The 25,927-nt window shown below is 49.2% G+C and carries 27 protein-coding genes and 2 pseudogenes; 10 read left to right on the plus strand and 19 right to left on the minus strand.

What is annotated here, in order from left to right:
- Window positions 1-43: 43 nt before the first annotated feature.
- The 3 genes from rimK to LCS67_RS14485 are packed head-to-tail and all read right to left on the minus strand — an operon-like array spanning window position 44 to window position 2,000.
- Window positions 44-946, minus strand: coding sequence for a 30S ribosomal protein S6--L-glutamate ligase (gene rimK / locus LCS67_RS14475; protein WP_000684366.1), 903 nt, complete (start codon window positions 944-946; stop codon window positions 44-46).
- Window positions 947-1,003: 57 nt separating this feature from the next.
- A complete protein-coding gene (gene nfsA, locus LCS67_RS14480; RefSeq protein ID WP_000075300.1) occupies window positions 1,004-1,726 on the minus strand; it encodes a nitroreductase NfsA in 723 nt (240 codons plus the stop codon).
- Window positions 1,710-2,000: a YbjC family protein gene (locus LCS67_RS14485; RefSeq protein WP_001259131.1), complete on the minus strand. Its 291-nt coding sequence runs from the start codon at window positions 1,998-2,000 to the stop codon at window positions 1,710-1,712. The genes nfsA and LCS67_RS14485 overlap by 17 nt, the downstream gene beginning before the upstream one ends.
- A gap of 169 nt (window positions 2,001-2,169) precedes the next feature.
- On the opposite strand from LCS67_RS14485, the gene LCS67_RS14490 reads away from it, so the two are divergent.
- On the plus strand, window positions 2,170-2,433 hold the full coding sequence (locus LCS67_RS14490) for a GrxA family glutaredoxin (protein ID WP_000495513.1): 264 nt from the start codon (window positions 2,170-2,172) through the stop codon (window positions 2,431-2,433).
- A gap of 31 nt (window positions 2,434-2,464) precedes the next feature.
- Here the strand turns inward: LCS67_RS14490 and LCS67_RS14495 are convergent, their stop codons facing one another.
- A complete protein-coding gene (locus LCS67_RS14495) occupies window positions 2,465-2,842 on the minus strand; it encodes an inner membrane protein YbjM (protein ID WP_000680850.1) in 378 nt (125 codons plus the stop codon).
- 270 nt (window positions 2,843-3,112) lie between these two features.
- Between LCS67_RS14495 and LCS67_RS14500 the strand changes: the two genes are divergently transcribed.
- Entirely contained in the window at window positions 3,113-4,798 is a 1,686-nt protein-coding gene (locus tag LCS67_RS14500; protein ID WP_001024853.1) for an aspartate:alanine antiporter, read from the plus strand.
- Between the two features lie 116 nt (window positions 4,799-4,914).
- Here the strand turns inward: LCS67_RS14500 and LCS67_RS14505 are convergent, their stop codons facing one another.
- Entirely contained in the window at window positions 4,915-5,535 is a 621-nt protein-coding gene (locus LCS67_RS14505; protein ID WP_000661867.1) for a TetR/AcrR family transcriptional regulator, read from the minus strand.
- A gap of 167 nt (window positions 5,536-5,702) precedes the next feature.
- Between LCS67_RS14505 and LCS67_RS14510 the strand changes: the two genes are divergently transcribed.
- Window positions 5,703-6,914 (plus strand): MFS transporter, encoded by a 1,212-nt coding sequence (locus LCS67_RS14510; RefSeq protein WP_000217430.1) that lies wholly within the window; start codon window positions 5,703-5,705, stop codon window positions 6,912-6,914.
- On the plus strand, window positions 6,911-7,726 hold the full coding sequence (locus tag LCS67_RS14515) for a Cof-type HAD-IIB family hydrolase (RefSeq protein ID WP_000023540.1): 816 nt from the start codon (window positions 6,911-6,913) through the stop codon (window positions 7,724-7,726). The genes LCS67_RS14510 and LCS67_RS14515 overlap by 4 nt, the downstream gene beginning before the upstream one ends.
- A 53-nt stretch (window positions 7,727-7,779) precedes the next feature.
- Here LCS67_RS14515 and LCS67_RS14520 read toward each other — a convergent pair whose 3' ends face one another.
- Window positions 7,780-9,012: an MFS transporter gene (locus tag LCS67_RS14520; protein WP_001181285.1), complete on the minus strand. Its 1,233-nt coding sequence runs from the start codon at window positions 9,010-9,012 to the stop codon at window positions 7,780-7,782.
- 312 nt (window positions 9,013-9,324) lie between these two features.
- Here LCS67_RS14520 and ybjG point away from each other — a divergent pair, with 312 nt between their 5' ends.
- Both ybjG and deoR read left to right on the plus strand, forming a co-directional pair.
- Window positions 9,325-9,933, plus strand: a complete 609-nt coding sequence (gene ybjG / locus LCS67_RS14525; RefSeq protein WP_001528832.1) for an undecaprenyl-diphosphate phosphatase — start codon at window positions 9,325-9,327, stop codon at window positions 9,931-9,933.
- Between the two features lie 71 nt (window positions 9,934-10,004).
- Window positions 10,005-10,763 carry a DNA-binding transcriptional repressor DeoR gene (gene deoR / locus LCS67_RS14530; protein WP_000450106.1) on the plus strand — a complete coding sequence of 253 codons (759 nt, stop codon included), beginning with the start codon at window positions 10,005-10,007 and terminating at the stop codon, window positions 10,761-10,763.
- 44 nt (window positions 10,764-10,807) lie between these two features.
- Here the strand turns inward: deoR and dacC are convergent, their stop codons facing one another.
- On the minus strand, window positions 10,808-12,010 hold the full coding sequence (gene dacC / locus LCS67_RS14535) for a serine-type D-Ala-D-Ala carboxypeptidase (RefSeq protein ID WP_000195715.1): 1,203 nt from the start codon (window positions 12,008-12,010) through the stop codon (window positions 10,808-10,810).
- A 243-nt stretch (window positions 12,011-12,253) separates the two neighbouring features.
- On the opposite strand from dacC, the gene LCS67_RS14540 reads away from it, so the two are divergent.
- Entirely contained in the window at window positions 12,254-12,880 is a 627-nt protein-coding gene (locus tag LCS67_RS14540) for a glutathione S-transferase family protein (protein ID WP_000631910.1), read from the plus strand.
- Here LCS67_RS14540 and LCS67_RS14545 read toward each other — a convergent pair.
- Window positions 12,877-13,404 carry a PQQ-dependent sugar dehydrogenase gene (locus LCS67_RS14545; RefSeq protein WP_369700138.1) on the minus strand — a complete coding sequence of 176 codons (528 nt, stop codon included), beginning with the start codon at window positions 13,402-13,404 and terminating at the stop codon, window positions 12,877-12,879. The two genes, LCS67_RS14540 and LCS67_RS14545, sit on opposite strands and share 4 nt — an antisense overlap.
- Window positions 13,405-13,464: 60 nt before the next feature.
- Window positions 13,465-13,560 (minus strand): annotated as a pseudogene (locus LCS67_RS22835) (IS1 family transposase); the annotation flags it as partial.
- A 343-nt stretch (window positions 13,561-13,903) separates the two neighbouring features.
- Here LCS67_RS22835 and LCS67_RS14555 point away from each other — a divergent pair.
- Both LCS67_RS14555 and LCS67_RS14560 read left to right on the plus strand, forming a co-directional pair.
- A complete protein-coding gene (locus tag LCS67_RS14555; protein ID WP_000287110.1) occupies window positions 13,904-14,329 on the plus strand; it encodes a GntP family permease in 426 nt (141 codons plus the stop codon).
- Window positions 14,330-14,593: 264 nt separating this feature from the next.
- Window positions 14,594-15,484 carry a LysR family transcriptional regulator gene (locus LCS67_RS14560; RefSeq protein ID WP_000545335.1) on the plus strand — a complete coding sequence of 297 codons (891 nt, stop codon included), beginning with the start codon at window positions 14,594-14,596 and terminating at the stop codon, window positions 15,482-15,484.
- Window positions 15,485-15,489: 5 nt separating this feature from the next.
- Here the strand turns inward: LCS67_RS14560 and LCS67_RS14565 are convergent, their stop codons facing one another.
- The 8 genes and pseudogenes from LCS67_RS14565 to bssR all read right to left on the minus strand — a co-directional run bounded on the left by LCS67_RS14565 (window position 15,490) and on the right by bssR (window position 22,428).
- Window positions 15,490-17,175 (minus strand): electron transfer flavoprotein-ubiquinone oxidoreductase, encoded by a 1,686-nt coding sequence (locus tag LCS67_RS14565; protein ID WP_001000306.1) that lies wholly within the window; start codon window positions 17,173-17,175, stop codon window positions 15,490-15,492.
- Between the two features lie 448 nt (window positions 17,176-17,623).
- The gene (locus tag LCS67_RS14570; protein ID WP_000835387.1) at window positions 17,624-18,787 is read right to left on the minus strand and encodes an acyl-CoA dehydrogenase family protein; all 1,164 of its coding nucleotides are present in this window, start codon (window positions 18,785-18,787) and stop codon (window positions 17,624-17,626) included.
- A complete protein-coding gene (locus LCS67_RS14575) occupies window positions 18,784-19,047 on the minus strand; it encodes a hypothetical protein (RefSeq protein ID WP_001528824.1) in 264 nt (87 codons plus the stop codon). The genes LCS67_RS14570 and LCS67_RS14575 overlap by 4 nt, the downstream gene beginning before the upstream one ends.
- Before the next feature lie 32 nt (window positions 19,048-19,079).
- Window positions 19,080-20,033 (minus strand): electron transfer flavoprotein subunit alpha/FixB family protein, encoded by a 954-nt coding sequence (locus LCS67_RS14580; RefSeq protein WP_000157772.1) that lies wholly within the window; start codon window positions 20,031-20,033, stop codon window positions 19,080-19,082.
- A gap of 10 nt (window positions 20,034-20,043) precedes the next feature.
- A complete protein-coding gene (locus tag LCS67_RS14585; protein WP_001523061.1) occupies window positions 20,044-20,793 on the minus strand; it encodes an electron transfer flavoprotein subunit beta/FixA family protein in 750 nt (249 codons plus the stop codon).
- A gap of 22 nt (window positions 20,794-20,815) precedes the next feature.
- The gene (locus LCS67_RS14590) at window positions 20,816-21,331 is read right to left on the minus strand and encodes a CoA ester lyase (RefSeq protein ID WP_023137170.1); all 516 of its coding nucleotides are present in this window, start codon (window positions 21,329-21,331) and stop codon (window positions 20,816-20,818) included.
- Window positions 21,332-21,656: 325 nt separating this feature from the next.
- A pseudogene (locus tag LCS67_RS14595) lies at window positions 21,657-21,942 on the minus strand (IS4 family transposase); the annotation flags it as partial.
- 102 nt (window positions 21,943-22,044) lie between these two features.
- Window positions 22,045-22,428: a biofilm formation regulator BssR gene (gene bssR / locus LCS67_RS14600; RefSeq protein ID WP_000259651.1), complete on the minus strand. Its 384-nt coding sequence runs from the start codon at window positions 22,426-22,428 to the stop codon at window positions 22,045-22,047.
- 230 nt (window positions 22,429-22,658) lie between these two features.
- Between bssR and rimO the strand changes: the two genes are divergently transcribed.
- Entirely contained in the window at window positions 22,659-23,984 is a 1,326-nt protein-coding gene (rimO, locus tag LCS67_RS14605) for a 30S ribosomal protein S12 methylthiotransferase RimO (RefSeq protein ID WP_000073314.1), read from the plus strand.
- A 90-nt stretch (window positions 23,985-24,074) separates the two neighbouring features.
- Here rimO and gsiD read toward each other — a convergent pair whose 3' ends face one another.
- Entirely contained in the window at window positions 24,075-24,986 is a 912-nt protein-coding gene (gene gsiD, locus LCS67_RS14610) for a glutathione ABC transporter permease GsiD (protein WP_001236024.1), read from the minus strand.
- A 2-nt stretch (window positions 24,987-24,988) separates the two neighbouring features.
- Complete coding sequence (gsiC, locus tag LCS67_RS14615) at window positions 24,989-25,909, minus strand: glutathione ABC transporter permease GsiC (RefSeq protein ID WP_000936066.1); 921 nt, start codon at window positions 25,907-25,909, stop codon at window positions 24,989-24,991.
- Between the last annotated feature and the right edge of the window lie 18 nt (window positions 25,910-25,927).

The raw sequence follows: 25,927 nt of genomic DNA on the forward strand, positions 1-25,927 counted from the left end.
GCAAAAAGCGTGCTTCGTACTACGGCGGAATCCACGATTGCGATTAGCCGCCGATTTTAAGGCAAAATTCAGGCGTAGCGTGACGTTCTATCCACTGAATCATTCGCCCCGCGATATCCACGCCCGTAGTCTTTTCGATACCTTCCAGTCCCGGCGAGGCATTCACCTCCATCACCAGCGGCCCGCGCGCGGCGCGTAAAATATCGACACCCGCCACATCCAGCCCCAGCGTCTGTGCGGCTTTGATGGCGATATCCCGTTCACGGGGCGTGATCGTCGCGATGCTGGCCACCCCGCCGCGATGAAGATTGGAGCGAAAATCACCGGCTTTCGCGCACCGCTCAATCGCCGCCACAACCTCATTGCCGACGACCAGACAACGAATATCGCATCCTTTAGCTTCGGCAATGTATTCCTGAACCAAAATATGGGCATTCAGCCCCCGAAACGCATCAATAACGCTTTCAGCAGCCTGACGCGTCTCCGCCAATACCACGCCGATCCCTTGCGTGCCTTCTACCAGCTTCACGACCAGCGGCGCCCCGCCAACCATCTTAATAAGATCGCTGGTGTCATCCGGAGAATGGGCGATCCCGGTAATGGGAAGATCGATCCCCTGGCGCGCCAGAAGTTGTAGCGATCGCAGCTTATCGCGCGCGCGGGTAATGGCGACGGATTCATTCAGCGGATAGCTACCCAGTAGCTCAAACTGACGTAGCGCAGCGGTACCATAAAAGGTAATGGCCGAACCAATACGGGGAATAACGGCGTCATAATGGGGCAGACGACGCCCCTTGTAATGGATCGACGACGCAGCCGGATTAATATTCATATAGCAGGAAAGAGGATCGAGTATCTCGACCAGATGGCCGCGCCGCATCGCCGCTTCGCGCAGACGTTTGCAAGAATAGAGCGTTCCATCCCTGGACAATATGGCAATTTTCACCCTGCACCTCGCTGAAAACCCTGAAAAGCCCGCGTATCATACACTGGCCCGCAGGTTTTAGCGCGTCGCCCAGCCCTGTTTATGCAAATATTCAAGGATAAATGGGCGATTTTCTTTAATCAGGGTGCGACGGATATGATCGCTCCAGGTATCGCGTCGCGTATTACTGCCGCGGGTCAGATAATACTCAGCCAACTGCTCGTCATAGCGCGCCAGCAGCTTTTCATCAAGCGGTTGATACTGGTTCTCATGAACCACAAGCTCGGCAGGCAGGCGCGGTTTCAGATCCGGATTATCCGCAGGCCATCCCAAACACAGGCCAAAGAGCGGCAATACATGCTTCGGCAATTTTAACAGTTCGGTAACAGATTCAATATTGTTACGAATGCCGCCGATATACACGCCGCCTAACCCCAGTGATTCCGCCGCCGTCAGCGCATTTTGCCCCATCATCGCCGTATCGACGACACCGAGCAGCAGTTGTTCGGCAAGCCCCAACTGCGCGTCAGGGCAGATCTGCAAATGACGATTAAAATCGGCGCAAAATACCCAGAACTCAGCGGCCTGCGCCACATGCTTTTGCCCGCCCGTCAGGGGCACTAACGCCTCGCGCAGCGCCCGATCGGTAATACGGATAATAGAGCTGCACTGTAAAAAACTGGAACTGGACGTGCTGCGCGCGGCGGCAATAATGGCCTCTCGCTGCGCGTCAGTCACGGGTTCATCGGTGAAATGGCGAATAGAACGATGGCCACAAAGAAGTTCAATGGTCGGACTCATTATGCTTTTCTCTATCTGAACGGGAAGAAATGTCGGGTGGACGTTTCATCAACTGCGGCGCCAGTAACTGCGCAATACGCCACATCATCGCCACCGCGGCGGGGAGGATCAACACGACGCCCAGGAAAACCATCAATACGCCAGCCAGCGGCGTATTGAACGGCGCGGGCAGCGTAAGGTAATGATTAAGCGATAGCAGAGCAAGCGCCAGCAAAATCATACCGAGGCATTCCAGTATCAGTACGCTTTTGGGTAACACGCCAATCGTGCGCATATCAAGCCTCCCGGTAAACTGACGCACAGTGTAGAACGTTCTGGTCCGGCGTGCTTAACAGATATAGCCCTGGGTTATCAAAGGAACAGGCGTAACCTGCTTTTCATCTGCCGTAAATCGCGGCATGATAACACCTGTTCGCCGTCTGGCTTTATGTTCGAGGAGAGATATGTTTACTGTTATTTTTGGCCGCCCAGGGTGCCCTTATTGCGTGCGTGCAAAAGAGTTGGCGGAAAAACTGAGCAAAGAACGCGACGATTTCAACTACCGCTATATTGATATCCATGCCGAAGGCATTACTAAAGCGGATTTGGAAAAAACCGTAGGTAAACCTGTAGAAACCGTACCGCAGATTTTTGTCGATCAAAAACATATCGGCGGCTGTACGGATTTTGAAGCATGGGCAAAAGAAAATCTGAATCTTTTCGCCTGATTGCTCTGGCAACGCCCTCTACCGGAGGGCGCTATCGGCGTTTTTTTCGCCGGTGGCTAAACAGGCTGCTAATAAACAAATAGCAGAGCGCGCCTAACGCACACCAGAATACGGCGCTAAATAACCACGCCAGTTCTTGCCAAAACGATCGGGTAGGCATAAATACCACGCGCATTAACACCAGGCAAAACGGTGCCGCCAGCATCGCCCCGATCAGCGGTCGGATCACCTCGCGTCGGTGAGAACAAAAACTGGCCACCGCGCCAGGTAACGTAAAAAATAACAGTCCAATCTCAGGATGCCCTGCCGCGCGAAAAGCGCCTTGTACATGCATAGTTAATGAAAGACACACCACAATAAAGAGTACAAAGCAGCAGACAACGCTTGCCCACCCGTGTTTATGTTTCAATCGTTCCTCCTGACACTCTCTATCGAACACGCTTTCCGCCGTGAGGCATCCAGTCAGATAAAGTCATGTGGCATTCCATGCCAAAAACACACCTGCACGATTCTTATAGCCGTTAGTACGCAATAAGATTAAACTAGCAGGATATATTGTTGTGTTGTTTTTATTTGGATGCTGTATGCAATACGATTGCACCCTTAATTCATGATAAAAACAGTAGCGTAAATTACCATTTCTTTCAACAGCTTACTCGTAAACAAGAAGTTAGTCTCCGTGAATATAAACGTCGCAGATTTGTTAAATGGGAATTACATCCTGTTATTATTTGTGGTCCTGGCTCTTGGCCTGTGTCTTGGCAAGTTACGTCTGGGTTCAGTCCAACTTGGTAATTCCATTGGCGTTTTAGTGGTCTCTCTATTATTAGGGCAGCAACACTTCAGTATTAACACCGACGCGCTAAATCTGGGATTTATGCTGTTTATTTTTTGTGTCGGCGTCGAGGCTGGCCCCAACTTTTTTTCGATTTTTTTTCGCGACGGTAAAAATTATCTGATGCTTGCCCTGGTCATGGTCGGTAGCGCTCTGCTAATCGCCTTAGGCCTTGGTAAGCTATTCGGCTGGGATATCGGCCTGACGGCCGGTATGTTGGCCGGCTCAATGACTTCCACGCCCGTGCTGGTTGGCGCAGGCGATACCCTGCGACATTCCGGCATCGCCAGCACGCAACTCTCCTCCGCTCTTGATAATCTGAGCCTGGGTTATGCCCTGACCTATCTGATTGGGCTAGTCAGTCTGATCGTGGGCGCGCGCTACTTGCCTAAACTACAGCATCAGGATTTGCAAACCAGCGCCCAGCAAATTGCTCGCGAGCGCGGTCTGGATACCGATGCTAATCGCAAAGTTTATTTGCCGGTTATCCGCGCCTATCGGGTTGGTCCGGAACTGGTGGCCTGGACTGACGGCAAAAACCTGCGCGAGCTGGGTATTTACCGCCAGACAGGTTGCTATATCGAACGTATTCGTCGTAACGGTATTCTGGCGAACCCGGATGGCGATGCAGTGCTGCAAATGGGCGATGAGATTGCGCTGGTCGGCTATCCGGACGCGCACGCCAGGCTCGATCCCAGCTTCCGTAATGGTAAGGAAGTGTTTGATCGCGATCTGCTTGATATGCGCATCGTGACGGAAGAAATTGTGGTGAAAAACCACAATGCGGTCGGTCGCCGCCTCGCTCAGCTCAAGCTGACCGATCATGGCTGCTTCCTTAACCGCGTCATCCGCAGCCAGATCGAAATGCCTATCGACGATAACGTCGTGCTGAATAAAGGCGACGTGTTACAGGTGAGCGGCGACGCCAGACGCGTAAAAACCATCGCCGATCGCATTGGTTTTATTTCGATCCATAGCCAGGTGACGGACCTGCTCGCCTTCTGCGCTTTTTTTATCATCGGGTTAATGATCGGGATGATTACCTTCCAGTTCAGCAATTTTAGTTTCGGCATCGGCAACGCGGCCGGATTGCTGTTCGCCGGGATCATGCTCGGTTTCCTGCGCGCTAACCATCCTACCTTTGGTTATATTCCGCAGGGCGCGCTTAACATGGTGAAAGAATTCGGCTTGATGGTATTTATGGCAGGCGTTGGTTTAAGCGCCGGCAGCGGTATCAGCAACGGTCTGGGCGCGGTCGGCGGACAAATGCTGATCGCCGGGCTTGTCGTCAGCCTGGTACCGGTGGTGATCTGCTTCTTGTTTGGCGCTTATGTGCTGCGCATGAACCGGGCGCTGCTGTTTGGCGCCATGATGGGCGCGCGTACCTGCGCCCCGGCGATGGAAATCATTAGCGATACGGCGCGCAGCAATATTCCAGCGCTGGGTTATGCGGGGACTTACGCCATCGCCAACGTTCTGCTAACGCTGGCGGGGACGCTTATTGTCATCATCTGGCCGGGGTTAGGATAAAACTGAAGTTTGCCTTTAAGTGAAAAAATTTTGCCAATAGGTCGAACTTTTCGTTAAAGCATCAGTCATACCTATTGCCACTGCTTTTCTTTGATGTCCCCATTTTGTGGAGCCCATCAACCCCGCCATTTCGGTTCAAGGTTGGTGGGTTTTTTGTTGCCCGACGCAGAGTGACACGACATTGACTCTCCGGCGATTCGCTTTACCATCTGTAAAATCGCTTCACGCGCCAGCGGCGTTCGATCCGTCACAAAATGCAACGTCATCCCCTCGATAAACGCATCCAGCGCGCGGGCGGTCTGCGCGTCAAACCACTGCGCCAGCGTATTTTGGCTACGCTGCATCCAGTTTTGCATGACTATTTTTAACGCTGGCTTATCGCTGGCATAGGCATATAACTGATACATTAACGCCATATTATCCGGCGTCGTAACCTGCGAGCCGTAAATCATTTCCGTTATCGCCTGGCACGCCCCCTCCGCATCCGTCACCTGCGCAAAAAAGTCCTGGTATTGATGCGACATGTTCTCGGTGAAAAGTGTAAAAGCTTCACTCAATAACGCATCCATACCGGCAAAATAGTAGGTCATCGAGCCAAGCGGCACCTGAGCGATAGCGGCGATTTTCCGGTGCGTCACGGCATGAACGCCATAGGTCTTTACCGCTTCCAGTGTGGCCTGAATTATTTTTTCCCGTCGCTTAGGATCATTGGCGCGTCTTACGGCATTTTCTTTCATGATGAGTTCCACATCTCATTCAGGATGCAGGCTATAGTAACCTGCCGCTTACGCTGAAAAAACAGACAGTAAAAACTGTCTGCACAACGAAGTATGACGACGATATGTACAAATGTACACAAGCTTGCTAATGTTTACCTCTCGCTTCTATTTTCTGGCCTGACGCTATGACCGTCCTCTCCTCACGTAACGCCTTAAAACGCCGTACCTGGGCGCTGTTTATGTTCTTCTTTTTACCCGGACTGCTGATGGCCTCCTGGGCAACCCGAACGCCTGCTATTCGGGATATTCTTTCCGTCTCTACCGCGGAAATGGGGGCGGTCTTATTCGGGCTTTCTATCGGTTCAATGAGCGGTATTCTTTGTTCCGCCTGGCTGGTGAAACGATTTGGCACCCGAAAGGTTATTCGCACGACGATGACCTGCGCAGTAACCGGGATGGTTATTCTTAGCGTCGCGCTGTGGTGCGCCTCGCCGCTGATTTTTGCCCTTGGATTAGCCGTTTTCGGCGCCAGTTTTGGCGCCGCCGAAGTGGCGATTAATGTCGAAGGCGCGGCGGTCGAACGCGAGCTGAATAAAACCGTTCTGCCGATGATGCATGGTTTCTACAGTTTCGGCACGCTGGCGGGCGCTGGTGTCGGCATGGCGTTAACCGCATTAAGCGTCCCGGCTAACATCCATATCATCCTCGCGGCTGCCGTGGCGATCGCGCCCATTTTTATCGCCATTCGGGCGATCCCTGACGGTACAGGTAAAAACGCATCGGAAGATGCTCACCTTCAGGAAAAAGGATTACCTTTTTATCGGGACATCCAGCTTTTGCTTATTGGCGTGGTGGTGCTGGCAATGGCATTCGCCGAAGGCTCTGCGAATGACTGGCTGCCGCTACTGATGGTAGACGGACACGGTTTTAGCCCAACCTCCGGCTCTCTGATCTACGCCGGTTTCACGCTAGGTATGACCGTTGGCCGCTTTACCGGCGGCTGGTTTATTGACCGCTATAGCCGGGTGACGGTTGTTCGCGCCAGCGCGTTGATGGGAGCGCTGGGCATTGGTCTGATTATTTTTGTCGATAGCGACTGGGTTGCCGGCGTCTCGGTCATTCTTTGGGGCTTAGGCGCTTCGCTCGGCTTCCCGCTGACCATTTCCGCCGCCAGCGATACCGGTCCCGACGCGCCGACGCGCGTGAGCGTTGTCGCCACGACCGGCTATCTGGCGTTTTTGGTCGGGCCGCCGCTGTTGGGCTATCTGGGAGAACACTATGGATTACGCAGCGCCATGATGGTTGTGCTGGCGCTGGTTATTCTGGCGGCGCTGGTGGCGAAGGCCGTCGCCAAACCTGTATCGACTCCGCAACCGGTGATGGAGCATAACGCATGAGTATCAAATTAATCGCCGTCGACATGGACGGCACTTTTCTGAGCGATCAAAAAACCTATAACCGTGACCGGTTTATGGCGCAGTACCAACACATGAAGCGGCAAGGCATTCGCTTTGTCGTGGCCAGCGGCAACCAGTATTACCAGTTAATCTCCTTCTTTCCGGAAATTGCGCACGAAATCGCTTTTGTCGCGGAAAACGGCGGCTGGGTGGTCAGCGAAGGCGAGGATATTTTTAACGGCGAGCTGACAAAAGCCGACTTCCAGGCGGTTGTCGAACACCTGCTCACACGCGCCGATGTGGAGATCATCGCCTGTGGAAAAAACAGCGCCTACACGCTGAAACGCTACGACGATGCGTTAAAAGCCGTTGCGGCAATGTATTATCATCGTCTGGAGTTTGTGGATAATTTTAATAATATCAACGATATCTTTTTCAAATTCGGCCTTAATATTACCGATGATCGGATACCGGAAGTACAGGCGGCACTGCACGACGCTATTGGCGATATCATGGTCCCCGTTCATACCGGCTATGGCAGTATTGATTTAATAATTCCCGGCGTGCATAAAGCCAACGGCCTGCGTCTGTTACAGCAGCGCTGGGGCATTCATAATAGTGAAGTGGTGGTATTCGGCGACGGCGGCAACGATATTGAGATGCTGCGTCAGGCCGGGTTTAGTTTTGCCATGTCGCACGCCAGCGAAGCGGTCGCGGCGGCGGCGAAATACCGCGCCGGATCGAACAATCAGGAAGGCGTGCTGGATATCATCGACAGCGTATTAAACAACGAGCCGCCGTTCAACGTCTAGCGGATGCCTCTCTACGCCTGATAACAGAAAGCTTATCAGGCGTAGCCGCTCTCTCAGACTGTTTGCGAATTCCCCGTCCGCTTATCTTTTAAGAAGACCAGCATCAGCAGTAGCCAAAGAATACCGTTTGCCAGATTAAACAGGCTAAATAGCCCATTGCCGCCGCTTAACCAGGCGTGTTTACTGACTTCAATGCCAACGGTAAAAATCAGCATTTGTAGCATTCCCATCGCCGCCGAGACCGTTCCTTTACTCATATCGCTGGAAAAGAGCGTCAGACGCACCAGTCCGGCATTCGCCAGCCCAATGCCAAAAGCGTATACGCTTAATCCCGCCGTCATCCATAAATAAGCATGGGATGAAACCACCGTCGCCGCCGCGGCGATGATCAGCCCCGCGACGATAGGCCAGCCGCCCATCACGATCAGCGAGCGAACCGTACGTCGGGAGGTTAAACGCGCCAACACCAGATTACCGGCAATGAGCGCGCCAAAAACGGGCACCTGTAGCAGACCATATTCATAGCTGCTGAGCTGTTCGCCGCTAATGATGATAATCGGCGACTGCGCAATCCAGGCCAACAGCGGCAGGCTGACAAATCCCAGCGCTAACGCCCCTGCGACGAACCGCCGGTTTTTTATCACCAGCCGATAATCCCGGCCCAGCGCCTTAAATGACAACGTTTCGCCCCGCCGCGTGGCGGTCTCCGGCATTGCGCGCTGTAGCCCGAAAAAGGCGATAGCGGCCAGTGCGGCAAATAAAATAAACATCCCCTCCCACGGCAGAACATGCACCCATGCCGCCCCAACCAGTGGTCCCAATAGCGGCGCGATTAACGCCACGTTCGCCATCAGCGCGGTAATTTTTATACACACCGCCTCCTCAAAGGATTCCTGAATCGCGGCATACCCTACAGCGCCGATAAAACACAGGCTAATCCCTTGCAAAAAACGCAGGAAGGTAAATTGTTCGATGTTTTTCGCCAGTAACGTCGCCAGGCAGGTGACAATAAACCACACAACGCCCGCCAGCATCACAGGACGACGGCCAATCCGGTCAGACAACGGGCCAAGCAGCCACTGTAAGAACATACCGCCCGCCAGATAAGCGGTCATGGACGTCGGAACCCAGTCCAGGCCCGCCTGATACTGCTCAACCACCGCCAGCATACCCGGCTGGATCATGTCGTTGCCAATATAAGTAGAAAATTCGTACAGCACCAGACAGAGAGGAAAAAGCAACGCCTGACGTCCCAGCCTGCCGCCTGATTGTAAACGATTCTGCATACCATCTCTTCGCCAATAAAAACCGCGCAGAGTGTAATGAAAGTCGGGGAACTGAGATAGCGAATTATGAGGCTGCAAGGGAAATAGCGCACATTTTTACAGAAAGCCACTTAGCGCTTGCGTACTTTAAGGTTAATTTAAGTTTGCGCCGTTATCATCGACATTATTTTATGCCATTGTCTTAAATCTCTTCATGTTGCCGCCAAATAAGACAATACTGCTTTTCCTCCCTGTTACGCTGCATTTATGCTCAGTTTGCACGGGGATGAGCTGGCTATCCCTTTTGATTTCATTGCTCCGAGCCTGGATGTTATGCTGGAAAACCTTAACAACTCGCTGTTTTATTTTATTAACGCCACGCCTGATTCCGCGCAGTGGACAATTTCGCTCGCTATCTTTATCGCCAAAGATCTTATCAACATCGTCCCGCTCTTAGCCGTTGTACTCTGGCTGTGGGGTCCCCGCGATCGGGTCTGCGCCCAGCGTCAGCTGATCGTTAAAATTGGCATCGCGCTGATTATCAGTCTGGCGGTCTCCTGGACAATGGGACACCTTTTCCCGCACGACCGTCCATTTGTCGATCATATCGGCTATAACTTCCTGCATCATGCCGCCGATGACTCGTTCCCCAGCGATCACGGTACGGTGATTTTTACCTTTGCGCTGGCGTTTTTGTTCTGGCACCGCCTCTGGTCAGGCATCGTGATGATGGCGATAGCCATTACCATCGCCTGGTCGCGCGTCTATCTCGGCGTACACTGGCCGTTAGATATGATTGGCGCGCTGCTGGTAGCGATGCTTGGCTGCCTGAGCGCACAGCTGATCTGGCAATGGTACGGCGCGCCGCTCTACCAGGCGCTGCAACGTTGTTACCGTTTCTGTTTCGCGTTGCCCATTCGAAAAGGCTGGGTACGTGACTAAACAGCGAAAAAAAGAGTAATATTAAGCGCTCTGTATGGTGCGGAGCGCTTATTTAACTCTCCAGGGGAACTATGGAAACGCGACGCGACGAGCGTATTGGTCAATTGCTGCAGGCCTTAAAACGCAGCGATAAACTTCACCTTAAAGAAGCCGCGACCCTGTTGGGCGTCTCTGAAATGACCATTCGTCGCGACCTGAACCATAAAAGCGCGCCTGTCGTGTTGCTGGGCGGCTATATCGTACTGGAGCCCCGCAGCGCCAGTCATTATCTGTTAAGCGATCAAAAATCTCGTCTGGTGGAAGAAAAACGCCGAGCCGCTCAGTTGGCTGCGGGCCTGGTACAAGCGCATCAGACGGTATTTATTGACTGTGGCACCACCACGCCGTGGATCATTGAAGCCATTGATAATGACCTTCCCTTTACGGCGGTGTGCTATTCACTTAATACCTTCCTGGCGCTGCAGGACAAACCCCATTGCCGCGCCATCCTCAGCGGCGGGGAGTTTCACGCCAGCAACGCCATTTTCAAACCGCTTGATTTCCATGAAACGTTAAACAATATTTGTCCGGATATCGCGTTTTATTCCGCCGCCGGCGTTCATACCAGTAAAGGCGCTACCTGCTTTAATCTGGAAGAGCTGCCGGTAAAACATTGGGCCATGACAATGGCACAGAGCCATGTACTGGTGGTGGATCACAGTAAATTCGGCAAGGTACGTCCGGCGCGGATGGGGGAACTATCACGCTTTGATACGATTATCAGCGACCGCCGTCCCGATGAGGCCTTTGTGGCCTACGCTAAAGCGCAACAAATTACTCTGATGTATTAACCGCCCGTTGCCGGATGCGACGCGCACCCGGCAACGGGGTTATTTTACGAGAACCAACTGCCAAACCACTGATGGAGTTTCATCAGCACAAAATCCCACATCCGGCTGAAAAATCCCCCCTCCTCGACGTTTTCCATCACCATTAACGGGCGTTGCTCAATGGATTTTCCGTTAAGCTGGAAATCGATGGTGCCGACAACCTGCCCTTTCTTCAACGGCGCCGTGAGCTGTGGTTCGTTCAACGTAAAGCTGGCCTTCAGGTTTTTAAGCTGCCCACGCGGAATCGTCACAGACCCCGCATCGCCCGCCCCCAAATTGACCTCAGGCTTATCGCCAAACCAGACCCGTTGCGTCACGAATGTCGCGTCAGGTTTAATCGGCGTGACCGTTTCAAAGAAGCGGAAACCCCAGGTCAACAGTTTTTCTGACTCATTAAAACGAATACGGTCCGTTTTCGCCCCCAGCACGACAGAGATCAGGCGCATATCGCCCTGGGTAGCGGAGGCGACAAGGTTATACCCAGCGCCTGCCGTTGTCCCCGTTTTCATGCCGTCGACATGCAGATTGGTGCTCCACAACAGGCGGTTGCGGTTCGGTTGACGAATATTATTAAAAGTAAACTCTTTCTCTTTATGAATGGCGTATTCGTCAGGCACATCGTGAATCAAGGCCTTGCCGAGCAGCGCCATATCGCGAGCGGTACTGAACTGCCCTGGCGCATCAAGACCGTGTACCGTCTGGAAGGTTGTATTGGTTAACCCCAGTCGTTTCGCATAGGCGTTCATCAGGCCGATAAAGGACTCCTGGCTTCCGGCGACGTAGTCGGCAAGCGCGATACAGGCATCATTACCTGACTGAATGATGATGCCTTTATTAAGATCCGCAACCGACACCTGATCGCCTGGCTTCAGAAACATCACCGACGACCCACGTAGCGCCGGGTTCCCCGTCGCCCAGGCATCTTTGCCCACCGTCACCATATCGGTCAGCTTGATTTTCCCTGCCTTCAGCGCCTGGCCCACCACGTAGCTGGTCATAATTTTTGTCAAACTGGCAGGGTCGAGTTTCTCATCGGCATTGCCTTCCGCCAGTACTTTACCGCTGGCGTAATCCATTAAGATCCAGGCTCGCGCATCAACGCCCGGCGGCGCGATCGTTTGTTCCTCTGCCTTTACAGGCGAAGCGAAAAGGAATAAGAGAACCGAACTTGCCGCGAGGCTACGAAGGGAAGAAGCGTATTGCGTCATAGTACCACCCGAGTATCCATTCCAAAAACACACGTCACACCACCGTGTAATAAGTGCGGTGAGTAATAACGCACTCACGACGTTAAAGAAACCGTAACTTGGTAAAGTTTTTAAAGTTTATGCAATAACATCCCGTTACGCTTCCTTCATAACGATTTTTTTACAGACCATTGTGTAAATGTTAGGTTTATCTCACGGTAGGCCGATTACTGTCATCATCCTGATAAAACAGAAGGGGTTAATATGATTACGCTGTGGGGCCGGAACAACTCGACTAATGTTAAAAAAGTGTTGTGGACGCTTGAAGAGCTGGAACTGCCATACGATCAAATTCTGGCAGGCGGAAAATTCGGCGTTAACCAGGATGCCGACTATCTGGCGATGAATCCTAATGGGCTGGTGCCGCTGCTTAAAGATGATGAAACCGACCTGTTATTGTGGGAATCCAATGCCATTGTCCGCTATCTGGCGGCGCAATACGGCCAGAACCGGCTATGGGTTGATAATCCGGCGCGGCGTGCGGAGGGCGAAAAATGGATGGACTGGGCGAATCAAACGTTAAGCCCGGCGCACCGCGTGATCCTGATGGGACTGGTCAGAACCCCGCCGGAAAAACGCGACCAGGCGGCAATTGAAGCCGGTATCGAAAAGTGTGACAGCCTGTTTGCGCTTCTTGATGATGCTCTGGCCCGCCAGCCGTGGTTCTCCGGAGATAACTTTGGCACCGGCGATATCGCTATTGCGCCTTTCGTCTATAACCTGTTGAACGTGGGTCTGAAGTGGACGCCGCGCCCGAATCTGGAGCGCTGGTATCAGCAGCTTACCGAGCGCCCTGCTTTTCGTAAAGTGGTGATGATCCCGGTGACCTAACGCGTGGCTGCAGGACTTACCTTGAGTAACTGCCCGTCGGACTCATCGGTTAACACATATAAGTAGCCGTCAGGTCCGACACGCACATCCCGAATACGCTGCTTTCTGTCACCCAGAATACGGCCTTCTTCCGTCACCGTATTGCCATCGACGCGCATCACAATGACCTCTTTATCTTTTAGCGCGCCGATAAACAGTTTGTGCCGCCACGGCGCAAAAACGTCGCTGGCATAAAAAGCCATCCCGCTGATCGCCGGAGAATCCTTCCAGTAGTAAACCGGTTGCTCCGTTCCCTCGACAATTTCACCTTTGGCTTCCGGCACTTTCAGACCACTATAGTTGACGCCCCATGTGGCCAGCGGCCAGCCATAATTTTTGCCTTTTTCCGGGATGTTAATTTCATCGCCGCCGCGCGGACCGTGTTCATGCAGCCATAGCGCGCCGCTCCAGGGATTGATGGCCAGCCCCTGCGGATTACGAATACCGGCATTGTACATGGCAAGATCAACAACCTGCCCTTTCATGCCGGGCTGACAGGCGCGGTATTCATAGTCGACCTGAAAGCTGCGGCAACATGCCTGACAGCGGTAATGCTGGTGCCCTGCACTCCCCGGACCATACTTTTTAACGGATGCCGTTTGCGCGCAAAACGGGCATTTCACATCGACTTTAGCCATCATAAATCCTGCGATAAAAGTCGGTATTCGAAACGATAATCAACGATTGAATACATGATCGTTTTCTGGGGATTTCACTGCATGTCATGATGGTTTACTCCTGCGATGAATAAGAGAACGGCGTTTAACCGTAAAATCAACATGCAGCGGGTCGAGAATAAAGATTATTAACGGAGTGATACCGACTTGAATCCGCCGAGTACTTTTTAGAGTATGTTCCATTCTTCGCGCCGGAATCCCTGAGTAATAGCCTGTCTGATCTAAAATGGAGATCAGAAAAATATGACACAAGCTGTTGCATAACATGGATAAAATGGGTAGTCATGCTAGCGAGATAAGACAATGAATGTATTCATTACTGATGCTGGTCGCTTATCGTGGTTACAGTGTGATCCTTTTTGCTCCGCTGGTAGCACTTGGCGCAGTTCTGTTCACCCGTCCAGTGACGGTCGCCCCGGTTTTCAGTGATATATTTATGGATAAGTTGATCGGTTTTGTAAAACTTTATTTTCCTGTCTTTCTGCTGGGTGCAGTATTTGGCAAGCTGATTGAATTTGCTGGTTTTTACTACTCAATTGTCAGTGCTGTGACCTGTATGGTGGGCCAGAACAAAGCCATGCCGATGATTATTCTTGTATGCGCTTTATTGACCTATGGAGGCGTATCATTGTTTGTGGTGGCGTTTGCCAATCTGTTCTTTACTTGGCTGATTCCACATATTTACGGTGATCAGTTTATGATAAATCTGCCGGGGCTGAAAAAACCGCTGTAAACGGGTTAACCTGATGACCACGGGGAGCAGGTATTAGCATCTACGTTACAACGGTTCCGACAATATGTCTGACCTGACCCCCTGTCAGCGGTCACCAGCGTCCTACCAGATCCGCCCCGGATCATGGTAGGGCGGTGACACCGTCAGCCTACATTTTGTAGTTATCTCGACGTGACAGGAATTCGGATAGGCCGAAATACTCAGTCTGACTGAGTCTATAAAAAAGCAGCACACTGTATTATACGTTAATTATGAGCCACAACGATGCACTTTGATATAAAAGATTTAAAATTATTCCTTGCTATCAGTGAAGAAGGGAGCTTAACACGTGGAGCGGAAAAAACTTACATGTCTGCCGCATCTGGTAGCGTGCGTATACGTAATCTTGAACAGAGTATCAATCTGAGATTGCTGTATCGTAGTAGCAAGGGGATAACGTTATCCTCTGCTGGTGAAACATTTAAACACCACGCCAGCCTTATTGTGAATCAGATGGAAATGTTACGTAGCGATATGCAGGAGCATGTTAAAGGCATCAAAGGACATGTCAGAATATTTTCCAGTATAACTGCTATTGCAGAGTATCTCCCCCCATTGTTGAGCCATTTCCTTACACTATATAACGATGTGAATATTGATCTCAGGGAGTATCCAAGTCCGGAAATTGTACGTTCTGTTATTGAGGGGAAAACTGATCTCGGAATTGTTGCTGGTAATATTACAACAGATAATCTTGAAATACTGCCGTTCCGTACTGATAGGCTAGTGCTTATCACCGCGACAGACCATCCCTTTGCTGACAGAAAAAGCGTGACCTTTCATGAATTAATTCAATATGAACAAATCAGCCTGCCTGAAGGGACAGGAATGTTTGAATTTATCCGAAAAAAGGCAGAACTAGTACCATCTAAACTGAAAATTAGAATACAGGTCGGCAACTTTGAAACATTTTGCCGTATGGTTGAAGCAAAAGTGGGCATTGGTATAATGCCTCACTCTGCTGCATCCCGTTTGCGTCAGTTGCATGAATTTTCGATTATTGATCTTGATGAATTTTGGTCATTAAGAAAATTACAAATCTGCGCCAGAAGCTTTGACAAATTACCCGGCTTCACACAAAAACTGGTTACTATGCTCACAGCTCAGACTGAGTGATAGCGTTACATCCCTGTATAATTTGGTCCGTTGCCACCTTCAGGCGTAGTCCAGGTTATATTTTGTTTAGGATCTTTAATGTCACAAACTTTACAGTGAATACAGTTCTGTGAATTTATTTGCAGACGCATGTTTTGTGTTTCACTATCCTGTAAAAATTCATATACTCCGGCAGGGCAATATCGTTCTTCGGGGCCACCATAAATATCCAGATTAATGGATATAGGGATATTCTGATCACTGATTTTCAAATGTACTGGCTGGTCGTCATCATGCCAGGTGTTACTGAGATAGACGGATGACAAAATATCAAACGTCAGTTTACCGTCAGGTTTGTCGTACAGTTTTTTCTGGCTTTTGTTGGCCGGTTGCAGAGTGATATTGTCCGGTCGGTTATTTTTTACACGCCAGGGGATTTTTTTTATACCCATTCGGGGAAGCAGCCAATGCTCAATGCCAGTCATGATAAAACCTATCACACGCCCTTTTTTAAACCAGGGTTTGAAATTACTACCATTTTCCAGTTCCTGCCAAAGCCAGCTCTGTCGCAGTAATGTTTGATATTCTGTCAGTATGTCGTTTTTCCTGTTGTCCAGCAAAGCATTAAATATAGCGTCAGCCGCTATCATGCCACTTTTGATAGCTGTATGGATGCCCTTGATTCTACTTGCATTGAGCGTACCGGCATTACAACCAATCAGCAGACCACCAGGTAAACAGGGATCAGGCATAGACGCAATCCCGCCGTTATTGATTGCTCTTGCGCCATAACCAATACGCTTACCCCGGTCAATGTATTTGCGTATAGAAGGGTGTGTTTTCAGGCGCTGCATTTCCTGAAAAGGGCTTAACCAGGGATTTGAATAATCAAGTCCCACAACCAAACCTAGTGCAATTTTATTATCATTAAGATGATAGAGAAACCCACCCCCGAACGACTCTTTATCCAGAGGCCAACCTGTGGTGTGAATTACAAGCCCCGGATGGGACTGGTCTGATGGAACCTCCCACAACTCTTTTATGCCTATGCTAAAACTCTGGGGTGCTTTGCCTGTATCAAGATGAAATTTTTTGATCAGTTCTTTAGCCAGACTACCGCGGGCCCCTTCGGCAAAAATTGTATATTTTGCCAGAATTTCTATTCCACTCTGGAACCCCTCTTTCTTGCTGCCATCCCGATGACGTCCCATATCACCAGTTACTACACCGATAATGTTAGTATCCTGATCATACAGTATCTCAGTTGCCGAAAAGCCTGCATAAATATCCACGCCTGACGTTTCTGCCTGACCGGCGAGCCATTTAATGAGATTACCGAGGCTTACGATAAAGTTTCCATGGTTGCGAAAATTATCAGGAATCAATGCATCCGGCAAATTAATACATTTTTCATTCGTCAGTAACAGTAATTTATCCTGAGTAACAGGCTGTTTAATGGGTGCGCCTCTTTCCTGCCAATCAGGAATTAGTTCATTCAGCGCTCGGGGATCCATGACTGCCCCACTGAGAATATGAGAACCAGGCTCAGCTCCTTTATCAAGGACGATAATGGACAGTTCTTTTCCTGCGTCATTTGCCTGTAATTTAAGTTTAAGAGCTGCAGATAATCCGGCGGGTCCTGCTCCCACAATAAGAACATCACATTCTATTGTCTCACGTGATTGCTGGGTATTAGAAAGTGTATCGTTCATTATTAACTCCTTAATTTTTCAGCACCGTAGGAACAGCTATATTATGTAAATAAAATTGCATTCATATTGTAACCAATGAAATAAATATCATAGTGATAAAACAGATGAAATGGTATAGGAATGTTCAACCTTAGAAAAAGGTGCCTATAAGACTATATAGCCAGTTATCAACTATTAAAAAAATGTCGGTGATGATGAAGCATTCCATAACATTTATATTTAGCTTTCTCCCTCAGATGAAAAATAATATACACAAATCATTTTTAAGCCGTTCATCATAATTGCAGGAAAAGTCCCTATTTTCTTGGCATTCTATTATAGTTACCCGCGAGAAATAATCAGCCAACTGTCGGGTACAGAAGGGAGCGGCAATGACATGTTCAATCGAGACTATAATGACTCCGGACAGAGGTAACTGTTTCATAATATTTTTCCAATTGATTTGACATCAGAATGAACGTGGCATCTCCAGCACATGCTCAGCGATATAGCTCAGGATCAGGTTGGTAGATATGGGAGCAACCTGATATAAACGTGTTTCTCTAAACTTTCGTTCGATATCATACTCACAGGCAAAACCATATCCACCATGAAATTGCAGGCAGGCATTGGCTGCTTCCCAGCTGGCTTTCGCAGCAAGGTATTTCGCCATATTAGCCTGTGCTCCACAATCAAGATGCTGATCAAAAAGCTCGCACGCTTTAAAACGCATCAGATTAGCCGCTTCCACTGCAATAAATGCTTCTGCAATAGGAAACTGCACCCCCTGGTTCTGACCAATGGGACGACCAAAAACCTCACGCTCGCAGGTATAGCGGGTAACACGATCCATAAACCAATATCCATCGCCTATACATTCTGCCGCAATCAAGGTACGCTCTGCATTTAAACCATCAAGTATGTAATGAAAACCCATACCCTCTTCACCAATAAGATTTTCTTCGGGAATTTCCAGGTTGTCAAAAAAGAGCTCGTTGGTTTCATGATTGACCATATTGGGAATAGGTCGTACTGTCATTCCATTTTTCATAGCTTCTTTAATATCAACCATGAAAATAGACATCCCTTCGGATTTACGTTTTACATTTGCAAGCGGAGTAGTTCGAACCAGAAGAATCATCCAGTCTGAATGTTGAACACGTGAAATCCAGACTTTTTGTCCGTTTATCACATACCGGTCTTCTCTTTTTACAGCTGTAGTTTTAATTCTGGTGGTATCTGTACCTGCTGTGGGTTCTGTGACGCCCATCGACTGCAGGCGCCATTCACCAGTAGCTATCCGTGGCAGCCAGAATTCTTTCTGTTTATCGGATCCATGACGTAACAACGTATTCATGTTATACATCTGACCATGGCAGGCTCCAGAGTTTCCACCCGATCTATTGATCTCTTCCATGATAATAGATGCTTCAGTTAAACCAAGCCCTGACCCTCCAAATTCCTCCGGGATGAGCGCAGCCAGCCAACCAGCTTTGGTTAGTTTATTAACAAACTCTTCAGGATAGGCTTTTGCTTCATCTATCTTACGGTGATATTTATCATCAAATTCACTACATAATGAACGAACCGCATCACGAATATCCTGATATTTATCCTTTTCAATACTTTTCATAATTTTTTCCTCAATAAACCAGCGCCAACAGGGGGTAGAAAATGACCTTTTATCGGATGACCATCAGCAGATAGATCTGACTGGCGGTCGACAGGAAGAAAATAGAGCCAGTGCCATAATTCTGGCAGAACGCCCCCCTCTTTAAAGATTTTGATGTCTTTATCCAGAGTGGCGGCCAGCAGCTTAGCGGGACCGGGGTTAAGATAATCGGTGTTGCGCAGAATGCCAGGCTGCCAAATTTGAATATCAGTATATTGCATAAAAGTTACCTTTAAGGAGGAAAAAATATGATTTATAATTTATCGATAAGTTCAGGTACAGCTTTGAAAATATCAGCTACCAAACCATAATCCGCAATAGAAAAGATAGGAGCGTCAGGATCCTTATTAATAGCGACAATGACGCCTGACTCTTTCATCCCGGCAAGATGTTGTATGGCGCCAGAAATTCCCAGAGCAATATAAAGTTGAGGCGCAACGATTTTTCCGGTCTGGCCAATCTGATAATCATTTGGTGCATAACCAGCATCTACAGCAGCCCGGCTTGCCCCCACGGCAGCGCCTAATTTATCTGCCAGGTTATCAACAAGTTCTTTGAATGCCTGTGCACTTCCTACTCCTCGTCCACCTGATACTACAACTCTGGCGGATTGTAAGTCTGGACGGTTACTTTTATTAACATGTTGGCTAATAAATTTTACCTGATCTGAACCAAGAACAACCTCTGTAAATTCAATGGGGGCTTTTCCCTCATCTTCCGCAACCGCAGCCGCAGCCGCAAATGAGGTAGGACGAACAGTTATCACTTTATATTCATCATCACTGTGTACTGTGGCAATAGCGTTACCCGCATAGATTGGACGTTCAAAGGTATGTTGATCAATGACACGCGTAATATCACTAATCTGAGATACATCAAGTTTTGCTGCTAAGCGTGGCGCACAGTTTTTTCCAAAAGAGCTTGCAGGAAAAAGAATGGACTGATAATGATTTTTCCCACTATTCAAAAAATAGCTGATCTGTTTTTCCACATTCTCTGCCAGAAGGTGTTCGAATAGTGGGCTGTCAGCAACAAATACAGTGGATATCCCCTGAATATGACTGGCTTTAACTGCAATACTTTCTATACCATATCCTAACATAAGTATATCTATATCACTATTAATGGCTTTTGCCGCAGTGATAGTACTGAGTGTTGAAGGTAAAAGAGTATTGCCGTTATGTTCAGCAATAACTAAAGAAGCCATATTTTTCTCCTTAAATTACTTTTTCTTCGTTTTTTAATTTATCTAGCAGCGTGTTAATATCTGGAACGATTATGCCTGCTTTCCTTCTTGCTGGCTCATCAACTTTAATAATAGTCAATCTGGATGACGGGTTAATACCAAGTGAATCGAAATCTATCTCCTTAACAGGTTTCTTTTTGGCTTTAATAACATTCGGCAAGCTGATATTCCTCGGTGTATTCAGACGTAGATCTGTAGTGAGTACTGCAGGCAGGGATAAATTTAACGTTTCTAATCCTCCATCAACCTCACGAACAGCAGTTAATGAATTATCAGAAATAGTAATTTCACTAACATTAGTGGCTTGGGGAAGATCGAGTAATGCTGCCAGCATTTGGCCTACCTGATTACAATCATCGTCAATAGCTTGCTTGCCTAATAATATAATATCGGGTTTTTCATTCCGGGTAATAGCGGTGATAGTTTTGGCCACAATTAGTGGTGTAAGAGAGTTTTTTGTTAATATGTGTATTGCCCTGTCTGCCCCTGCTGCCAGTGCTGTACGCAATACATCCCCTACACCTGTGTTTCCTATAGACACTACAACAACCTCACTGATTAATCCCCGTTCTTTTAAACGTACTGCTTCTTCAACTGCAATTTCATCAAATGGATTGATACTGAGTTTTGAATCAGAAATATCAACATCAGAATGATCTTGCTTTATTCTAATTCTAACGTTATGATCGACAACTTGTTTTACACAAACTAAAGCTTTCATTGGTGACTCCTTCATATATTTACTAAATGCTATGAGCCAAAATCCTTTTTGCTTTTTCCAGTAACGGTTTATCCACCATTTGCCTTTCATGACTGAACGCTCCATGGGGATATTGAGCCAGTCGCATAATCTGGGGAACCCACTCGATTTCTTGTTTTAAATAGCTGAATGCTCTGTTTACATGTGAAATTTGTGGAGGGTGAATACATACCTTGCCACTGAACCCCATTTTACAGGAGTGAATAGCATTTTGTATTGTCAACTCGTTTTTCATAAATTCAGTTGTGATACCGTCAACAGAAGGATATGATCCAGCCAGGCGTGAAGTTATTACAATTTTTGCACGTACAGCAATCAGTACTTTTTCATCATTACTCATGAAATTCAGAGCATTTTCTCTGGCAATTATTTTTTTCTCAGATGACACCGCATTTTCTAAATCAAGGATTACGCTATCAGCACAACTGCTATTTGCTTTTTCAAATCGTTCAGGTTGGTCCCCCGTAACGAAAAGAAAAAACCGTTCTAACGTTTGCATTCTCGTCTCTCATTTGAATGGAGCATCTGATAATTCAATATATCTTAAAAAAATAATTTTCTGAATTAGCTTTTATCTAACCCCCCATTAAAATTGGTTCAGGTTCGCTGATAACAGAAAGAAACATGTAATTTATTATTACAATAACAAAGATAAAAATAAAATTTAATTATTTGATATAAATAACGTTTCAGAATAGTAAACGGCCGACATTCCGTACCTGTTTCAGGAGTGAATTCGACTATACCGTTCCCTAAGAACATCAACGATTGTCTGGTGAACCGAATTTAGTCACCTTTGGTGGAGAACAGGCTGGCATATAGGAGAGCATGACAACCCGGGTCATTCCCTCCGTGATTTTTTAGTAACACGCTGAAAAAGTATCTGAAACTTCATTCTGCAAGTGAGACTTTCCCCGAAGTCGATCGATACGTTTTATCTTGTGCCTGACCGATGCTACTCCTGACAAATCACGCCCAATACTGAATAAGTGTAAGAGATGCACCGTTAATCACTACACTGGTAGCCTCAATCAGAGATTGACGGCGGTAAAGGTGCAAAGGCTCCAGTATATTTTTAAAGGATTTTTGGCATAATGAACGAGCAGGCATAGTGATGATTTCCTTGAAAGTGTTAGCGCAATCAATTAGATCACATAACACTATGCCTGTCCTGGTTTGCTGGGGATTCCTCAGGAGTCGCCTCCCCCTTATTCAGACCTGTGTAAGCGGTGAATGTGCTTTCAGACTCTGAATACTCAGCGTCAAAGTTGTCAGACAGTTTTCAAGTTTATCTGCGTTGACGGCAATAAAGGTCGGACAATCATGGTGTCCGCTCATTAAACAAACGGCGGCGGCTGCAAGCGCGCCTTCGGCACGGCGCAGCGCGTTCCACTCTTCCTGATCGAGATGCAGTCCCTGCCGTAAAGCGTGATCGTGGAGCTCGCGATTCAGTTCAAAAAAATTGTCACGCAGAGTGTCACTTTCGCTGACTGACATATACCCCTTCGCTTTTCGCAATTGCAGATAAGCGGCAAGATCGATACGCGCGTTTATCAGCTTATTGAGAAGATCGGTTCTCAGTCTGTCAACGACCATACCTTTTTTCCTCCTCTTTTCTACCAGGGTTCAACTTAATAGTATGGTCGTTTTTTAGACAAAGGGGTGTCAGAGATCAAGAATTTTCTTAGAATTGCCCTTTTTCACCTTTTGCTGACAACCACAACGGTTGATGCCGCCACTCCTGATGAGATTGCGATACAATTTTTGTTCGGATATCTGTAGAATCCCTGCCCTGACCATTCCAATAAATGAACACTTTTTAAGCTATGAGTAATGTAACCCACCAGCCAAAGATCGGCTTCGTTTCCCTGGGCTGTCCGAAAAACCTCGTTGATTCGGAACGCATCCTGACTGAGCTGCGTACCGAAGGCTATGACGTTGTGCCACGCTATGACGATGCGGATATGGTTATCGTTAATACCTGTGGCTTTATTGACAGCGCGGTACAAGAGTCGCTGGAAGCCATTGGCGAAGCGCTGAACGAAAACGGTAAGGTAATCGTCACCGGCTGCCTGGGCGCAAAAGAAGATCAGATCCGCGAAGTGCATCCGAAAGTACTGGAAATCACCGGGCCGCATAGCTATGAGCAAGTTCTGCAGCACGTACATCATTACGTACCGAAGCCGAAGCACAATCCATTTTTAAGCCTCGTACCGGAACAGGGTGTAAAACTGACGCCGCGCCATTATGCGTATCTGAAAATTTCTGAAGGCTGTAATCACCGCTGCACGTTCTGCATCATCCCGTCGATGCGCGGGGATCTGGTCAGCCGTCCGATTGGCGACGTATTAAGCGAAGCGAAACGTCTGGTTGATGCCGGGGTCAAAGAGATTCTGGTGATTTCGCAAGATACCTCCGCCTACGGCGTAGATGTGAAGCACCGCACCGGATTCCATAATGGCGAACCGGTGAAAACCAGTATGGTGAGCCTGTGCGAACAGTTATCAAAACTGGGCGTCTGGACACGTCTGCACTACGTCTACCCCTACCCACACGTTGATGATGTGATTCCGCTAATGGCGGAAGGCAAAATCCTGCCCTATCTGGACATTCCGCTGCAACATGCCAGCCCGCGGATTCTTAAACTGATGAAACGTCCCGGTTCCGTTGACCGCCAACTGGCGCGCATTAAGCAGTGGCGCGAAATCTGCCCGGAACTGACCCTACGCTCCACCTTTATTGTCGGCTTCCCCGGCGAAACGGAAGAAGACTTCCAAATGCTGCTCGACTTCCTGAAAGAGGCGCGCCTCGATCGTGTAGGCTGCTTCAAGTACAGCCCGGTGGAAGGCGCAGGCGCGAATGACCTGCCGGATCAGGTGCCGGAAGAGGTGAAAGAAGAGCGCTGGAACCGCTTTATGCAACTGCAACAGCAAATCTCCGCTGAGCGCTTGCAGGAAAAAGTGGGCCGCGAAATTCTGGTGATCGTCGATGAGGTTGACGAAGAAGGCGCTATCGGGCGTAGCATGGCGGATGCGCCGGAAATTGACGGCGCGGTCTATTTGAACGGCGAAACCAACGTCAAGCCGGGCGATATCGTGCGCGTGAAAGTGGAAAACGCCGACGAATATGATTTGTGGGGCAGTCGGGTTTAACGCCACCTCCCCCGGCGCGGGTGTCGGATGTGTTACCCCACCTGGCGAGCCCGTTCCAGGCCCGCCAGGCGTCAACGCCACCGGGCTGGCTTACCCCTTAATCTTCGGGTCCAGCGCATCGCGCAACCCGTCGCCTAACAGGTTAAACGCCAGCACAGTCAGGAAAATCGCCACCGCCGGGAAGAGCGCTACGTGCGGCGCGATGACCATATCCGCCCGCGCTTCATTGAGCATCGCTCCCCACTCCGGCGTTGGCGGCTGCGCGCCTAATCCGAGAAATGACAGGCTTGCCGCGGAAATAATTGACGTACCGATACGCATCGTAAAGAAAACCACAATTGACGAGACCGTTCCCGGCAAGATATGGCTAAACAAAATCGTCGTGTCGCTGGCGCCGATACTGCGGGCAGACTCAATAAACGTCTGCTGTTTTAAGACCAGGGTATTTCCGCGCACCAAACGTGCAAACGCCGGAATAGAGAAAATCGCCACCGCAACGATCACATTAGCAATACCGCTGCCTAACACCGCCACAACGGCAATCGCCAGCAAAATGCCGGGGAAGGCGAACAGCACATCGCAAATGCGCATAATGAAACGATCCCACCAGCCTTCATAATATCCCGCCAGCAATCCCAACACCGTGCCGATTATCGCGCCGATAAATACCGCGAACACGCCCGCCGCCAGTGAGATCTGCGCCCCAACGAGAACCCGGCTAAAGATGTCTCTTCCCAGCGAGTCAACGCCAAACCAGTGCTGCAAAGAGGGGCCATTGTTCAGGCTATCGTAGTCAAAATAGTTTTCCGCATCGTAGGGCGTCAGCCAGCGGGCAAAAATCGCCACCAGAATTAACGCCAGTACGAATCCCCCGGCGACCAACGCGACATGCTGGCGGCGAAAACGACGCCAGAACTCCCGCCACGGCGTGCGTATCTGGTCAGGTTTTACCACCGGCATAGCATGTAAAATCGCCTGACGGCGCCAGTTAAATAATCGCATCCTTACTTATACCTGATAGCCGGATTAATGGCGGCATAGAGCACATCCACCACTAAGTTGATAAGAATAAATTCCAGAGAAAACAGCAGCACTTCCGCCTGAATCACGGGGTAGTCGCGCATGTCGACGGAGTCGACCAGTAATCGCCCAAGCCCCGGCCAGTTAAACACTTTTTCGACGACGATCGAGCCGCCAAGCAAAAAGCCAAATTGCAGTCCCATCATGGTGACGACCGGGATCATCGCATTGCGCAGGCCATGTTTTAACACCACCCACGTTTCACTGACGCCTTTCGCCCGCGCGGTCCTCATGTAATCCTCGCTCAGGACATCGACAAACGAGGAGCGCGTAAAACGCGCCATGACGGAGGCCACCGCCGCGCCAAGCGTCAGGGAGGGTAAAATATAATGTTGCCAGCTATCCGCCCCCACGGTCGGTAGCCAGCCCAGATCCACGGAAAAAATCTGCATTAACAACATTCCCAGCGCAAAAGCCGGGAAAGAAATGCCGGTCACGGCAAGCGTCATTCCTACCCGGTCAGGCCAGCGATTACGCCACACGGCGGCGGCGATGCCGATCGCCATGCCAAACAGAACCGCCCATATCATACTGGTTATCGTCAGCCACAGCGTCGGCAAAAAGCGGCTGGCGATCTCCTCAGAAACCGGGCGGCGGGAAACCATTGACGTACCGAAATCGCCTTGTAAAACATGAGTGATGTAATGCCAAAACTGGACATGAAGCGGCTGATCAAGCCCCAGCTGCTGACGAACCAGCGCGATCACCTGCGCGTCGGCTTCCGGTCCGGCTATCAGCCGCGCCGGGTCGCCGGGCAACAAATGAACAAATAAAAACACCAGCACTGCCACAATCAACAGCGTAGGAATTAATCCCAGCAGGCGCTTGAGAACATAGTTAAGCATCACACGAACCTTTTACCG

It is taken from the genome of Salmonella sp. A7 (assembly GCF_020181675.1).
Taxonomy (GTDB): Bacteria; Pseudomonadota; Gammaproteobacteria; order Enterobacterales; family Enterobacteriaceae; genus Salmonella; species Salmonella enterica.

Bases quoted from the DNA above. Each gene is read 5' to 3' on its own strand.
- nfsA (WP_000075300.1), bottom strand. From the start codon at position 1,726: ATGAGTCCGACCATTGAACTTCTTTGTGGCCATCGTTCTATTCGCCAT.
- LCS67_RS14485 (WP_001259131.1), bottom strand. From the start codon at position 2,000: ATGCGCACGATTGGCGTGTTACCCAAAAGCGTACTGATACTGGAATGC.
- LCS67_RS14490 (WP_000495513.1), top strand. From the start codon at position 2,170: ATGTTTACTGTTATTTTTGGCCGCCCAGGGTGCCCTTATTGCGTGCGT.
- LCS67_RS14505 (WP_000661867.1), bottom strand. From the start codon at position 5,535: ATGAAAGAAAATGCCGTAAGACGCGCCAATGATCCTAAGCGACGGGAA.
- LCS67_RS14510 (WP_000217430.1), top strand. From the start codon at position 5,703: ATGACCGTCCTCTCCTCACGTAACGCCTTAAAACGCCGTACCTGGGCG.
- LCS67_RS14515 (WP_000023540.1), top strand. From the start codon at position 6,911: ATGAGTATCAAATTAATCGCCGTCGACATGGACGGCACTTTTCTGAGC.
- LCS67_RS14520 (WP_001181285.1), bottom strand. From the start codon at position 9,012: ATGCAGAATCGTTTACAATCAGGCGGCAGGCTGGGACGTCAGGCGTTG.
- ybjG (WP_001528832.1), top strand. From the start codon at position 9,325: ATGCTGGAAAACCTTAACAACTCGCTGTTTTATTTTATTAACGCCACG.
- deoR (WP_000450106.1), top strand. From the start codon at position 10,005: ATGGAAACGCGACGCGACGAGCGTATTGGTCAATTGCTGCAGGCCTTA.
- dacC (WP_000195715.1), bottom strand. From the start codon at position 12,010: ATGACGCAATACGCTTCTTCCCTTCGTAGCCTCGCGGCAAGTTCGGTT.
- LCS67_RS14540 (WP_000631910.1), top strand. From the start codon at position 12,254: ATGATTACGCTGTGGGGCCGGAACAACTCGACTAATGTTAAAAAAGTG.
- LCS67_RS14545 (WP_369700138.1), bottom strand. From the start codon at position 13,404: ATGAAAGGGCAGGTTGTTGATCTTGCCATGTACAATGCCGGTATTCGT.
- LCS67_RS14555 (WP_000287110.1), top strand. From the start codon at position 13,904: ATGTATTCATTACTGATGCTGGTCGCTTATCGTGGTTACAGTGTGATC.
- LCS67_RS14560 (WP_000545335.1), top strand. From the start codon at position 14,594: ATGCACTTTGATATAAAAGATTTAAAATTATTCCTTGCTATCAGTGAA.
- LCS67_RS14565 (WP_001000306.1), bottom strand. From the start codon at position 17,175: ATGAACGATACACTTTCTAATACCCAGCAATCACGTGAGACAATAGAA.
- LCS67_RS14570 (WP_000835387.1), bottom strand. From the start codon at position 18,787: ATGAAAAGTATTGAAAAGGATAAATATCAGGATATTCGTGATGCGGTT.
- LCS67_RS14575 (WP_001528824.1), bottom strand. From the start codon at position 19,047: ATGCAATATACTGATATTCAAATTTGGCAGCCTGGCATTCTGCGCAAC.
- LCS67_RS14580 (WP_000157772.1), bottom strand. From the start codon at position 20,033: ATGGCTTCTTTAGTTATTGCTGAACATAACGGCAATACTCTTTTACCT.
- LCS67_RS14585 (WP_001523061.1), bottom strand. From the start codon at position 20,793: ATGAAAGCTTTAGTTTGTGTAAAACAAGTTGTCGATCATAACGTTAGA.
- LCS67_RS14590 (WP_023137170.1), bottom strand. From the start codon at position 21,331: ATGCAAACGTTAGAACGGTTTTTTCTTTTCGTTACGGGGGACCAACCT.
- bssR (WP_000259651.1), bottom strand. From the start codon at position 22,428: ATGGTCGTTGACAGACTGAGAACCGATCTTCTCAATAAGCTGATAAAC.
- rimO (WP_000073314.1), top strand. From the start codon at position 22,659: ATGAGTAATGTAACCCACCAGCCAAAGATCGGCTTCGTTTCCCTGGGC.
- gsiD (WP_001236024.1), bottom strand. From the start codon at position 24,986: ATGCGATTATTTAACTGGCGCCGTCAGGCGATTTTACATGCTATGCCG.
- gsiC (WP_000936066.1), bottom strand. From the start codon at position 25,909: ATGCTTAACTATGTTCTCAAGCGCCTGCTGGGATTAATTCCTACGCTG.